Here is a 13,742-nt window from a genome sequence, read left to right on the forward strand (position 1 = left end):
GATTTGTAGAACTAAAAATGAATTTAAAAAATGACCTTATTTTGAAAAGCATAATAATAAAAAAAGAGATTAGGCATTCTTAATTTCATTCTTCCATTTTTTCAGAAAGTTCGAACCATCTCATTTCATGTTCCTCAATTTGATTGATAATACCTTGAAGTTTTTGTGATTCTTCATTGATTTGATCGCCTTCTAATTTCCCTTCAGCAAACAAGGCTTCGATTTCCTTTTTTTGAATTTCAAGCTTTTTGAGGTCTCGTTCAATTCTATTGAATTCTTTTTGTTCGTTATATGACAACGCTGCTTTATTGTCTTTTTTCCAGGTTTTTTTGGCCTTAGGTTCGGTGTTTTCGGTATTTGTTTTTTCTGGAGCAGCACTATTTTCATAGACTCTGTAATCTGTATAGTTTCCAGGAAAATCCTGAATAATACCATTTCCTTTAAATACAAATAGGTGATCTACTATTTTATCCATGAAGTAACGATCGTGAGATACTACCAAAAGACAACCCGGAAAATCTAATAAGAAGTTTTCAAGAACATTTAAAGTAACTATATCAAGATCATTTGTGGGCTCATCTAGAATTAAGAAATTCGGATTTTGAATAAGTACAGTACACAGGTAAAGCCTTTTGCGTTCACCCCCACTTAATTTTTCTACAAAGTCATATTGTTTTTTACGATCAAACAAAAATCGTTCGAGTAGTTGTTGGGCAGAAATTTGCCTTCCTTTCTTGAGGGGGATATAGTCACCAAATTCACGAATTACTTCGATTACTTTCTGGCCTTCTTTTATGGTAATCCCTCTTTGGGTATAGTATCCAAATTTTACGGTGTCCCCAATAACTATCTTTCCTTGATCTGGGGCCAGAGCACCAGTAATCATATTTAGGAATGTAGATTTTCCTGTGCCATTTTTACCAATAATACCTATTCGTTCTCCTTTTTTGAAAACATACTCAAATTGATCTAGCAGAGTAAGGTTATCAAATTTTTTAGAAACTTTATGTAGTTCAAGAATTTTACTCCCTAAACGTTCCATATTAATTTCGAGTTGTATCTGGTGATCATGACGCCTTTTATGTGCACGTTCTTTAATCTCAAAAAAGTCATCTATCCTAGATTTTGATTTTGTCGTTCGTGCTTTGGGTTGACGGCGCATCCAATCTAACTCCTTTTTATAAAGTTGTTTGGCTTTATCAGTGGCTATTTGTTCATTGGCAATTCTAGCTTCTTTATTACTTAGGTAGTAGGCATAATTTCCTTTGTAATTATAAAGTTTTCCGTTTTCGAGTTCTACAATTTCATTGCAAACATTTTCAAGAAAATAACGATCATGAGTAACCATGAATAAGGTGAAATTTTCTTTGGCAAAATATTCCTCTAGCCATTCGATCATTTCTAAATCCAAATGGTTGGTGGGCTCATCGAGATACAGTAGGTTAGGTTTACTTAGTAATATATTGGCCAAAGCTAGCCTCTTTTTTTGCCCTCCAGAAAGATCATCCACCTTTTTACTTAAATCTTCTAACTTTAATTTAAAAAGTACTTGTTTATATTGTGTTTCAAAATCCCAGGCATTCATAGCTTCCATGTTTTCAAAAGCCTTTTGGTACGCTTCGCTATCATCTGGGTTTTGTAATGCTTTTTCATAAGCATTTATTACCTGTAAGGTTTCATTATCTGATGCAAAAATTGTTTGTTCTATAGTTAGATGGGGATCAAGATCTGGTTCCTGCGATAAAAATGCTACTTTCAAATTTTTCCTATACACTACTTGACCGCTATCGGGTTCTTCATCACCAGCAATAATATTTAGTAAAGAAGTCTTACCGGTTCCGTTTTTGGCGACAAAACCTATTTTTTGTCCTTCATTTATTCCAAAGGAAATGTTTTCAAAAAGTATTCGTTCCCCAAATGCCTTAGCAATATTTTCTACAGATACGTAATTCACAGTTCATTTTTATAAAGCCGTAAAGGTACAAGGTTTCAAGATTAGAAAGAAGTAGGAGCAGGACTTTGTAGTTTTCTTTTAAGCAAAAATTAAACCTGAACGCTATAGATTATAATTTGCCCCTACGTTTTGTAAAAGAATATAAAAAAATAAGGACAGCCATAAAAACTGAAATTCGCGCAATATAATTTCCGAATCTAACATAAAAAGTAAGCTTGTCATTCGTTTTTAATGTCCCTTTAAGGGCTCCTTGCTTTTCATATCCTAATGAAGTTACTATTTCTCCAGTTTGGTTAATGATTGCCGAAATTCCTGTATTTGCACTTCTAGCAATACTTCTTCTAGTTTCAATAGCTCTTAGTCTTGCATAGTGTAAATGTTGTTGATGTCCTTGAGTGTTGTCCCACCATGCATCGTTAGTTATAATAGCTAAAAAATCTGCGTGGTTTCTAATATATCCTGTAGAAAACTCGCCGTAGATACTTTCATAACAAATCATAGGGCCCACACCAATACTATCTTTGGTGAAAAATACTTCTCTGTCTTCTTGGATAGTTTTTTTTGCAACAGTACCTCCAAGATCTATCATAACATCACCAAGAATTGGCTTTAAAACATATTGGTAAGGGAAATTCTCTACTCCAACTACTAATTTACTTTTATGGTATAATTCATCTGATCCATTAGGACGAACAAAAAAAGCAGAATTATAGTCGTCGTAAAACACATTCTCTTTGTAGATATTGGTTTGTTTTCTAATTCTTGAAGGATCATTAAAAACATCAATAAGGGATATCCCCGATAAAAAATGAGCATTTGGATGATTGCTAACTATTGTTTCTCCAGTTTTTTTTGCAATAGAACTAGAAAAACGATTAAGCCTGTTGCTATCTGCAAAAACAGTTTCTGGGGCAATTACGAAATTGGTGTTTTCCGATATTTCAGTTTCAGTAAGCGAAATTAATAATTCACTTACTTTCTGGTCTGATGTATTGTATTTCTCAGTGTAGGGGTTGATGTTAGGTTGTAGAAGTACTACTTCGATATTTTGTCCTTCTTCTTCATATGTTTTTAAAATGATAATGGAAATAAGAATAGGAACTAAAATGATAAGTAAATTTTGAACGGCAGCGCGATATATTATTTTTTTGTCCTTGTATTCTTGGTATAACAGAATGCTTTTAAAAATAAGAATGTTCACAATCCATATCCAAAGTGTTCCTCCAAAGGTTCCTGTATATTCATACCATTGAATCCAGGAAGTAAAACTTGCAAAACCGTTGCCTAAATTAAGCCAGGGCCATGATATTTGCCATTGTAGATGGAAATACTCAAAACTCATCCAAAAACAAACCAAAAAAATAGTGCTTAGGCTAAAATTTGTTTTTTTTGCCACCACATGGAAGAGTAAAAAAACTATGGTCATCATTAGCGTATTTACAATTTCGGCTATCCACATTCCTGTAACCGAAGAATTGTAAATCCACCAGGTAGTAATTATGTTCCAAATAAAAAATGCTAAATAGGTGAGTCCAAAAACCTTCAAGCCACTTCTTCTATGTTCTCGTACTTTATAGGTTGCCATTAATAAAGGAACAAAGCCAAAAAATAAGAATAAAGGAAAACCATAGGTAGGCCAACCAGCAGCAAGTAGTAACCCAGAGAGAATAGCTAATAGAATATTTTTCATAGTTATATGACCACTATATATAGGAACGAAAATAAACTTATTTAGTTACAATTAATAAAATAGAATACTTCTTTTTTGTTAAGCTTATGGTAGGTGAAATTAAATCTTCATTATTAGAAGATGTATTTGACTCAAATAGTTTGTTATTTTTACACAAAATCTAAATTCATGTGGTTGAAAAAACAAATTCCTAATTTCATAACGCTTCTCAATCTTTTATGCGGTTGTATTGCAGTAATTTTTGCGGTTCAAGGTAATTTGAAATTAGCAGCGCTTTTTGTTATGATAGGTATAGGGTTTGATTTTTTTGATGGCTTGGCAGCACGAGTTTTAAACGCCCAAAGCGATTTAGGATTGCAATTGGATTCATTGGCAGATATGGTGACTAGCGGAGTTGCTCCTGGAATAGTTATGTATCAACTCTTGTCGCAGGTTTTCGGGAAACCATTTTATGTAACCCCAGGTTCGTGGGACATGAACCAGATCATAGCAAGTTTTGATTGGTCGTATATTTCACTTTTAGGATTACTCATTACTTTAGCTTCGGCCTATAGACTAGCGAAGTTTAATATTGATACCAGGCAAACGAGCTCTTTTATAGGTTTACCTACACCAGCAAATACCTTACTCATTATCAGCTTGCCCTTAATTTTACAATTTCAACCCGAATCTTGGGTGACCGAAATTATCTTGGGGAAATGGTTTTTGATTCTATTAACGTTGCTAAGTTGTTACCTTTTGAATGCCGAAATCCCACTTTTTGCATTAAAGTTCAAGACATGGGGGTTTAAGGAGAACAAGGTAAGGTATCTCTTTTTATTGTTTTCGGTAGTTTTAATTGCGGTATTAAAATTTATCGCAATACCATTAATTATATTGCTTTATATACTGGTGTCAATGATCTTTAAAACAGGAGAAGCAAAAATTAATTAAAGTCTATTTTCTTTTTTCGAAGTTCGAAGTTTTGACCGAGGTAAACTTTTCTAACCATTTCATCTTCTGCTAGTTCTTCAGGGATTCCTGCTTTTAGAATACTTCCTTCAAACATCAAATATGTTCTATCAGTAATGGCTAAGGTTTCTTGTACGTTGTGATCTGTAATTAAGATCCCAATATTTTTGTTCTTTAATTGAGCAACAATTCTTTGAATATCTTCTACCGCCACCGGATCAACTCCTGCAAAAGGTTCGTCCAACAAAATGAAATTTGGGTCAGTAGCTAGGGCTCTAGCGATTTCGGTACGTCTTCGTTCGCCACCGCTTAATAGGTCTCCACGGTTTTTGCGAATATGTCCTAGACCAAATTCGTCGATTAAAGCCTCCATTTTATTCAATTGTTCTTTTTTAGAAAGCTTGGTAAGCTGTAATACACTGAGAATATTATCTTCTATGCTTAATTTTCTAAAAACAGAAGCTTCTTGAGCTAAATAACCGATACCATTTTGAGCTCTTTTATACATCGGATACTTGGTAATATCAGTGCTGTCTAATGAAATTTTTCCTCCGTTGGGTTTTACAAGTCCTACAATCATATAAAATGAAGTAGTTTTACCCGCTCCATTTGGGCCTAAAAGACCTACAATTTCGCCTTGATTTACCTCTAGAGAAATACCTTTTACTACTTTTCGGCCTTTATATGACTTAATTAGATTTTCTGCTTTTAATTTCATAATTAGAATGACTTCTTTATATCGTAGATGTTGCTAAAAATGGTTAGTAAATGTACATTATTATTTTCAACCCCAATTAAGAAGCTTTTTCCTCCAAAGCATCCCAAAATTCATAGGCTCTGCGCAAGTGAGGAATAACAATTGTTCCTCCTACCAGAGTAGCAATACTCAGCGCTTCTACCACCTGTTCTTTGGTAAGACCTTCTTTATGGCATGTTTCAAGATGATAACGTACGCAATCGTCACATCTTAAAACAGCAGAGGCTACCAGTCCTAATAATTCCTTGGTTTTTACATCTAGAGCACCTTCCATATAGGCGTTAGTGTCTAAATTGAAAATTCTTTTAATGATTTTATTGTTATCCTCAAGAATACGAGAATTCATTTTTTCTCGGTATTCGTTAAATTCATCTACTATGGTGCTCATGAAGATTGGTTTTGTAATTTTTTCTTTTCTTTTTTAATCACAATTTTCGAAATAAAAATACTTACCTCATATAATATTAAAATTGGTATAGCAACGATAACCTGACTTGCAATATCTGGAGGGGTAATGATAGCAGAAAGGATAAGTACTATTACTAATGCAAATTTTCTGTATTTTTTTAAAAACTCAGGGGTAACTAATCCCACTTTGGTAAGAAAGAACATAATTACGGGTAATTCAAAAATTAAACCACAGGCAATAACCGATGCTCTTACTAATGCGATATAGCTATCAATATCGAACTCATTAAGTACTTCCTTACTGACTTGATATCCTCCTAAGAAATTTATGGATAATGGTGTAATCACATAATATCCGAAAAGAACTCCTAAGAAAAATAAACAAGAGCAAATAATAATAAACCCTTTTGAATATTTTTTTTCGTTATCATATAGGGCAGGTGCAATAAATTTCCAAAACTCATACAAAACATAGGGAAATGCTATAATAAAACCAGCTGTTATTGAAGTCCAGATATGAACAGAAAATTGTCCTGCGACTTTCCGGCTCTGAACACTAAAAGGTAGTTCTTTAAAACATAAACTTTCATCTAATCCTAATAGTTTAGATAGATTGCAAAGTCCTTTGTATGTTGGGAAATCGGCCTTTTTTGGTCCAAAAATCAATACGTCAAAGATAAATTCTTTGGCGATAAATGCAATTATACCAGCAATGAGTACTGCTACTGTCGCTCGTATTAAGTGCCAACGTAACTCTTCAAGGTGATCAAGAAAAGACATTGATTGCGGATCTTTATTTCTGTTGTCTGCCATTATAAAATACCTTCTCGCATTAAATCATGAATATGTACCACGCCGGCATATTTTCCGTTTTCTGCAGCAAGTAACTGCGATATGGAGTTTTCTTCCAAAATTTCCAGAGCATCTACAGCCATGGCTGTATTTTCTATAGCCTTTGGATTAGGAGACATAATATCTTTTGCGGTAAGACCTTCATAAGAAGTATTTGTGGTTAGCATTCTACGTAAATCACCATCGGTAATAATTCCTATAATTTTTCCATTTTCGGTTACAGCAGTTACACCAAGCCTTTTTTCGGTCATTTCTACAATCACTTCATTGATGTTAGAACTTGGGGATACGCTTGGTTTTTCATTGCGAGAAGTAATATCTCCCACTCTTAAATATAGCTTTTTACCTAAAGCACCGCCCGGATGGTATTTTGCAAAATCTCTACTCGAAAAACCTTTCAAATGAAGTAAACAAACTGCCAGAGCGTCGCCCATAACTAATTGCGCAGTAGTGCTTGTGGTAGGAGCTAAGTTGTTAGGGCAAGCCTCCTTATCTACATATGCATGTAATACATAATCTGCTTCTTTTCCTAAAAAAGATTCTTTGTTTGCTGTAATACCGATAAGCGGATTTTCAAAATTTTTAATTAAAGGAACTAGTACTTTTATTTCAGGGGTATTTCCACTTTTAGAAATACAAATCACAACGTCATCCTTTAAAATATTTCCTAAGTCTCCATGAATAGCATCGGCAGCATGCATAAATACAGCAGGTGTTCCTGTAGAATTCATTGTGGCAACTATTTTTGTAGCAATAATTGCACTCTTACCTATTCCCGTTATGATCACTCTACCTTTAGAGTTTTGTATGGTTTCAACGGCCTTAGAGAATTCTTCATCTACAAGTTCTTCTAAATAAGCAATCGCCTGAGCTTCCTCGGCGATGGTCTTTTTGGCATAAGAGATTATAGTGTCTTGGGTGTTCAAAATTTAAAAAATTTGCTCGTTATAAATAAAGATTTTATTATCTTTAATTTACGCAAAGGTATACAATACCTTATTAATTTTAAATAGTGTCAAAAAAAAGGATTATTTTTTATGGTTTCCTTATATTTGACATTCAAAAATCATAACTGATAATGTCCACTAAATCTGTAATTGGGGAGACAGGTTTTAGTGTTGTTGAAATCTTTATTTAATTGGTATATAAAAGTTAGAAGATTTAATGAGCTTGAATGAAACTGACTTGCAAGATGCTCTGAAGAAGTATTTTGGGTTTAGTCAATTTAGAGGATTACAGGAAAAGGTAATACAAAGTATTTTAGAAGCACAAAATACTTTTGTGATCATGCCTACTGGTGGTGGAAAATCCCTATGTTACCAACTACCAGCTTTAATGTGTGAAGGGACAGCTATTGTAGTTTCTCCACTTATCGCACTAATGAAAAATCAAGTAGATGCCATACGAAGCATCTCTTCCGAAGAAGGAATAGCACATGTTCTTAATTCGTCTCTTAATAAATCGGAGGTGAAAAAAGTGAAAGGTGATATTACCAACGGAGTTACAAAGCTATTATATGTGGCTCCAGAATCACTTACAAAAGAAGAATATGTAGACTTTCTTAAATCTCAAAAAATTTCTTTCTTGGCCGTAGATGAAGCACACTGTATAAGTGAATGGGGTCATGATTTTAGACCAGAATATAGAAATCTTCGGAATATCATAAAACGAATAGGAGAAGATATTCCTATTATTGGCCTAACCGCTACTGCTACTCCTAAGGTGCAAGAAGATATCCTTAAAAATTTAGGGATGAGCAATGCACAAACGTTTAAAGCGTCATTTAATCGCCCTAATTTGTTTTACGAAATTAGACCAAAGACAAAAAATGTAGACGCAGATATTACCCGTTTTGTAAAACAAAATGGAGGTAAAAGTGGTATTGTATATTGTCTTAGTCGTAAACGTGTTGAAGAATTAGCCCAGACCCTAGAAGTGAATGGGATAAAAGCTGTTCCGTACCATGCAGGTTTAGATGCCAAAACCAGAGCCAAACACCAGGATATGTTCTTGATGGAAGATGTTGATGTTGTGGTAGCGACAATAGCCTTTGGAATGGGAATAGACAAACCAGATGTGCGTTTTGTGATACATCATGATATGCCCAAAAGTATAGAGAGCTACTATCAGGAAACTGGTCGTGCTGGCCGCGACGGAGGAGAAGGGCATTGTTTGGCATATTACTCTTATAAAGATATTGAAAAGCTTGAAAAATTTATGAGTGGTAAACCTGTGGCCGAACAAGAAATTGGTCACGCTTTACTTCAGGAAGTAGTGGCTTTTGCAGAAACATCAATATCAAGACGTAAATTCATTTTACATTATTTTGGAGAAGAGTTTGATGAGGTAAATGGCGAAGGAGCAGACATGGATGATAATGTTCGAAATCCTAAGAAAAAACACGAAGCCAAAGAAGAAGTAAAACTTTTATTAGAGATAGTTAGTAAAACCGGAGAAATTTATAAGTCTAGAGATCTTGTAAGTACTCTTATTGGTAAAAGCAATGCATTAATTATTTCACATAAAACCCATGAGCAGGATTTCTTCGGAAATGGAAAAGTAAAAGACGATAAATATTGGATGGCTCTAGTGCGACAGGTGTTGGTTGCAGGGTATTTACGTAAAGATATTGAAACCTATGGTGTCATTAGAATAACTGAGGAGGGTAGGAAGTTTATCGATTCTCCGGTAAGTTTTATGATGACAGAAGATCATATCTATGATGAGACAAGTGATGATACTATAGTGACTGCAGCCAAAGCAGGGAGTAAAGGCGCTAGCGATGAAAAACTAGTGGGGATGTTAAAAGATCTTAGAAAAGCTGTAGCTAAAAAACTAGGGGTGCCTCCGTTTGTTGTTTTTCAAGATCCATCTATTGAAGATATGGCTTTAAAATACCCTGTCTCTATTGAGGAATTAGGAGGTAATATTCATGGCGTAGGAGAAGGAAAGGCAAAAAAATATGGGAAAGAGTTTGTAGAACTTATCTCAAAATATGTTGATGAAAATGATATAATGCGTCCAGATGATTTTGTGGTTAAAAGTACTGGAGCAAATAGTGGGTTGAAACTATATATTATTCAAAATGTAGATCGTAAACTTCCTCTTGATGATATTGCTTCTGCAAAAGGGATGGAGATGCCTGAGTTTATTAAGGAAATGGAAGCTATTGTCTATAGCGGTACAAAGCTGAATATTACTTATTGGATTGATGAAATTTTGGACGAAGATCAACAAGAAGAAATTCATGAATATTTTCTGGAGGCAGAAAACGATAAAATAGACATAGCCATTGAAGAGTTTGATGGAGATTATGATGATGAAGAGCTGAGACTATATCGAATTAAGTTTATCAGTGAAGTAGCTAATTAGAAGTTAATAGATAATTATTAAAAAAGGCTTTGAAAATTTTCAAAGCCTTTTATTTTTTACTTCTATTTATTTTTTTGGTTTTTCTGTGGTTATAGGAATATCTCCAAAGCTAAGACCCATGGTCTCTACAGGCCCATTGTCGTCACCACGATTAGAACCGCCATAAATGGTTTGTATGTTTTGGATTTTGTAACACTTAAAATTTCTTAACATAATTTCTTTTTAAGAGGTTATTATAAATTATTACAATCAAGGGTTTCCGTTTACGCAAATACCATTTCTAGGGAACCAACCTAGACATAAGCATAATGTGCCATCTATGGAGATTGCTTGGGCACAACCATTACCGGAACCACCATTAATTGACTGTTGCCGGTTCTTGTCTAATTTTTGAGTTCCTTTGAGATTTAAAACGTTTTTTAACATGATATAGGTTTTATGAGTTAGTAATACCTAAAGTTAAACTTCTTAAATGGTTATGTATTCTTCTAGAATGTTAATTTTTGGTAATTAATTACTTTTTTATTAATAAGTTCAAAAAGCACTTTGTACTTATTCTCTTTAGCTTACAAGAAGAAAGAATAGTGAATCACTATTCTTTCTTCTAGCATAAATCTTATTGGCAAGCGACATCAAGAGATAAGCAATTCACCTCTGTTTGTCCACACTCATTGGTCTGTACTATACAATCTTTTGAAAAACAAGGTAAAGCTGCAGAAGCGGTATCACACTTTACGTCCTGAGAAACGCACTTTACTAAGGAGTTAAAAACACCTCCTTTAACCGATAAGCCTCCAAGTCTAGAGATTACATTTTTCTTTAAAGATAAATTGTCTAATTTTTTTTTCTTCATAATGATAATTTTAGAATAATACATTTCTGATCATTTATAGACACTCAGATACTATGTCTAAAAATACGTTCATCAAAAAGCTTATTGTTACTATGGCTTTTCTTTTTTTTGAAAAAATTAACAAATGTTTTATCAGAAAAGGTATTAAAGGAACTGCAAAGATTCCGTTTTATAGTTCTTTTTTTAGAAGAAGAATCGATATATCATAAGGATAAGTAAAACAACTCCAAATCCTAAGAAGAATATCCATAAATTATTAGATTTAGGGACTAATACTCCAGTATCTCCAATTAATACCAATGATGCCCAATAATGCGGTGATGCTTCCGCATCAGTATTGTTGTGCAAGTAATCGAGTTTTGCAGTTCGTAAGGCTTCAGATTTGGTTTGTCCTTGGCTTAGATGTTTATAAAAATTAGTAGTGATTGTAGCGGTTGCTTTGTCATTTGTACTCCATAAGGATGGAATCACTGTGTTGGCACCAGATTTAAAAAAACCTCTGGCTAAACTCATTACACCTTCACCTCGTTTTAACTTTCCTAATGATGTATTACAAGCGCTAAGTACTACTAATTCTGCGTTATTTTTAATTATATTGAGTTCATCCATAGTTAGTTTGGATTCATGAAATGCAATCCAAGGAGCAATCGAATCAGATGCATATGCATGCGTTGCCAAGTGTAAAATTTTGTACTCACTGGCTTGTCGCATAAAATTCTTTTTGGTGGCATTTTTTTTAATCAATAAGGATCCATCATAAAATGTATTGGCATTATTAATTTCTACTTCACTTTCATATAAATCGGAAAGTTCATTAGAAAAATTTACTGGAGCCACACCTAGAAACTCTTTTTCCGCTTGTCGAGGAATGGTTGAATTTTCTTGTTGAAAAGATAAAGAATAAGTATGGTTAACCTCAGAATCTTCTATAAGGTACCTTCCGGTATCCAAATTGGTAACTAACGCTTCGAAGGGAATAAAACCAAGAAAGTGATCTGTAACAATAGTCACTTTTTTATTTTTTATAGGATCACGTATCTCCGGGGGGAAAAGTATTTTGTATAACTGATTTGCTACTTTTTGATATGAATAAATATCTTCGGCTGTTGTAAATGGAGCTTTTAATTTTTCTCTTAGAGATTCAATTTTGTCCAATAATTGTTCATTATTTTTGAGGTTAAAAAGCATTTTTTTGTCATTGGATATATACATTCCATATGCTTCGGGAAGAACTTGAGCAACTTTTTCAACCATAATATATTCGATAATTACTTCATCACTTTTAAGCTTTATTTCCGATAAAGGAATTATTTTGGGATTGGAGATCGAAGAAAAATAAGTTGGGTATTGTGATGAAAGTGAATCTTTAAAAAGCTGTAGGTTATTTTTTTGTCCCAATAAAATTTCAGAAATAGAATCTTTTAGAGTCTCATTTGTTTCATAAAGTAATTTTCGAAGCCTAACAATTTCGGTTTCTATTTTAGTTTCTTGTTCAAGAATATTAATGGGAATATCAATTTTGTTCTTAGTAACTTCTTGAGTTAATAGTAATGCTTTGCTTTTTTCCATAAAATAGAAAGCATCTTTATGGTTTTTCAAATGAATACATGTTTCGATGCCCATAATATAAATTTGCGATGCCAAACTTCTCCATAATAACTTTGTCTGATTTGAAATGTCATTTTGTAATAATAGATCTATAAGTTCATCCCCTTTATATGTTGTTCGAATGGCTTCATTAAAATAGATAGATTCTTTTTTCGATTTTCCAAGTTCAATCCATGTTCTTAGTTTTCGTTTAATGAGTTCTAAAAAACTCACTTTATCTGATATTATTTTTAATTCATCCTTTTCAGGCAGCCAATAAATATTGCTTATTTTTTTATTGAATAATAAGGAAAATGAATTCGAGAATTTTTCATGTGCCTTAATGTAATTTTTTGAATATAAGTCTTTTATGCCTAGTCCGAAAAATATATTATGTTTAAATGAAGGATTATGATTAGAGTATTTTAGTGCTTGTTGAAAGTAATATCCTGACAAAGTGGTGTCGGTTTCAATATGTGTAAGCCCTAAATTATAATATATTCTTGGAAGTTTTTCTTTAATGTTTAAATCATGGAGTATTTTTAGTGCTTTGGAATAACATTCAATACATTTGTTTAAATCTTTGGTTTTAACCCCTTCACAATAGAGGTTTCCAAGATTATTATAAATTAAATATGAATTGTAGAGGTTAGATTTAGGTTGTTTTTTTAGTAAGCTTTCAGCCTTTTTTAAATGAAGGATAGCTTTTTTTGAACTTTCTTCAGATCTAATGTAACCATAGGTTGAAGCAATATATATATTACCGTCTATAAGTCTTCCCTTTTGAATATCACTTTTACTATAATTTTGTAATGATTTTTGTTGATAGTCAATTGAAGTATGATAATCTCCCAAAATACTGTAGCATTCACCTATAATTGCGTACGCACGACCTCTTAAGAAATCAGTGCCACCCAGACCTAGCATTTTTTTGAAATAAAATATAGCTACACTATAGTTTTTAAGTCTTTTGTTATAAATAGCATAGTTAAAATAACTTCTTTTTAAGAGTTCAATATTGTAGGGTTCGGCTTTTTCTCTAGCTTCATAAGCTATTTTAATAATATCTATAGCTTTATTCCATTTTTGCTCTTTATGAATCCATTTTCCTAATTGATGTGCATCATGTCCTAACTGGGTAAAATCCTCATTTTTTTCATATAAACTAAAAAGTTCAAGATATAAATAAAGTTTCTCATAATCAGAACCATTAAGCTGATGAATGGAATCAAGTTTAAACGAAATTTCCTGACCTCTAATGCAAGAGATCAGGAATAAGAAAGACAAAATTAATATGATATTATGGTTTTTGTTCAAA

Annotated in this window: 12 protein-coding genes; 2 read left to right on the forward strand and 10 right to left on the reverse strand. The window is 33.0% G+C overall.

Annotated features, from left to right (window positions below; all coding sequences use genetic code 11):
• Window positions 1-85 precede the first annotated feature (85 nt).
• Window positions 86-1,954, reverse strand: coding sequence for an ABC-F family ATP-binding cassette domain-containing protein (locus tag M0D21_RS13915; protein WP_248330552.1), 1,869 nt, complete (start codon window positions 1,952-1,954; stop codon window positions 86-88).
• A gap of 109 nt (window positions 1,955-2,063) precedes the next feature.
• The gene (gene lnt / locus M0D21_RS13920) at window positions 2,064-3,644 is read right to left on the reverse strand and encodes an apolipoprotein N-acyltransferase (protein ID WP_248330554.1); all 1,581 of its coding nucleotides are present in this window, start codon (window positions 3,642-3,644) and stop codon (window positions 2,064-2,066) included.
• Between the two features lie 168 nt (window positions 3,645-3,812).
• On the opposite strand from lnt, the gene M0D21_RS13925 reads away from it, so the two are divergent.
• Window positions 3,813-4,577, forward strand: a complete 765-nt coding sequence (locus M0D21_RS13925; RefSeq protein ID WP_248330556.1) for a CDP-alcohol phosphatidyltransferase family protein — start codon at window positions 3,813-3,815, stop codon at window positions 4,575-4,577.
• Here the strand turns inward: M0D21_RS13925 and lptB are convergent.
• From lptB to M0D21_RS13945, 4 genes are all read right to left on the reverse strand, one after another.
• Window positions 4,570-5,313, reverse strand: coding sequence for an LPS export ABC transporter ATP-binding protein (lptB, locus tag M0D21_RS13930; RefSeq protein ID WP_248330558.1), 744 nt, complete (start codon window positions 5,311-5,313; stop codon window positions 4,570-4,572). The genes M0D21_RS13925 and lptB overlap by 8 nt on opposite strands.
• A gap of 76 nt (window positions 5,314-5,389) precedes the next feature.
• Window positions 5,390-5,740 (reverse strand): carboxymuconolactone decarboxylase family protein, encoded by a 351-nt coding sequence (locus tag M0D21_RS13935; protein WP_248330560.1) that lies wholly within the window; start codon window positions 5,738-5,740, stop codon window positions 5,390-5,392.
• Complete coding sequence (gene tatC / locus M0D21_RS13940) at window positions 5,737-6,573, reverse strand: twin-arginine translocase subunit TatC (protein WP_248330562.1); 837 nt, start codon at window positions 6,571-6,573, stop codon at window positions 5,737-5,739. Before tatC ends, M0D21_RS13935 begins: the two co-directional genes overlap by 4 nt.
• Entirely contained in the window at window positions 6,573-7,538 is a 966-nt protein-coding gene (locus tag M0D21_RS13945; protein ID WP_248330565.1) for a KpsF/GutQ family sugar-phosphate isomerase, read from the reverse strand. The genes tatC and M0D21_RS13945 overlap by 1 nt, the downstream gene beginning before the upstream one ends.
• A 238-nt stretch (window positions 7,539-7,776) precedes the next feature.
• Here M0D21_RS13945 and M0D21_RS13950 point away from each other — a divergent pair, with 238 nt between their 5' ends.
• Complete coding sequence (locus tag M0D21_RS13950; RefSeq protein ID WP_248330567.1) at window positions 7,777-9,984, forward strand: RecQ family ATP-dependent DNA helicase; 2,208 nt, start codon at window positions 7,777-7,779, stop codon at window positions 9,982-9,984.
• Between the two features lie 66 nt (window positions 9,985-10,050).
• Here the strand turns inward: M0D21_RS13950 and M0D21_RS13955 are convergent, their stop codons facing one another.
• The 4 genes from M0D21_RS13955 to M0D21_RS13970 all read right to left on the reverse strand — a co-directional run bounded on the left by M0D21_RS13955 (window position 10,051) and on the right by M0D21_RS13970 (window position 13,741).
• Window positions 10,051-10,197 carry a hypothetical protein gene (locus tag M0D21_RS13955; RefSeq protein ID WP_248330569.1) on the reverse strand — a complete coding sequence of 49 codons (147 nt, stop codon included), beginning with the start codon at window positions 10,195-10,197 and terminating at the stop codon, window positions 10,051-10,053.
• 36 nt (window positions 10,198-10,233) lie between these two features.
• Window positions 10,234-10,410 carry a hypothetical protein gene (locus M0D21_RS13960; protein WP_248330571.1) on the reverse strand — a complete coding sequence of 59 codons (177 nt, stop codon included), beginning with the start codon at window positions 10,408-10,410 and terminating at the stop codon, window positions 10,234-10,236.
• A 190-nt stretch (window positions 10,411-10,600) separates the two neighbouring features.
• Entirely contained in the window at window positions 10,601-10,837 is a 237-nt protein-coding gene (locus tag M0D21_RS13965; protein ID WP_248330573.1) for a hypothetical protein, read from the reverse strand.
• A 183-nt stretch (window positions 10,838-11,020) separates the two neighbouring features.
• Window positions 11,021-13,741, reverse strand: a complete 2,721-nt coding sequence (locus M0D21_RS13970; protein ID WP_248330575.1) for a CHAT domain-containing protein — start codon at window positions 13,739-13,741, stop codon at window positions 11,021-11,023.
• Between the last annotated feature and the right edge of the window lies 1 nt (window position 13,742).

The organism is Aquimarina acroporae (assembly GCF_023195925.1).
In the GTDB taxonomy this organism is placed as follows: Bacteria; Bacteroidota; Bacteroidia; order Flavobacteriales; family Flavobacteriaceae; genus Aquimarina; species Aquimarina acroporae.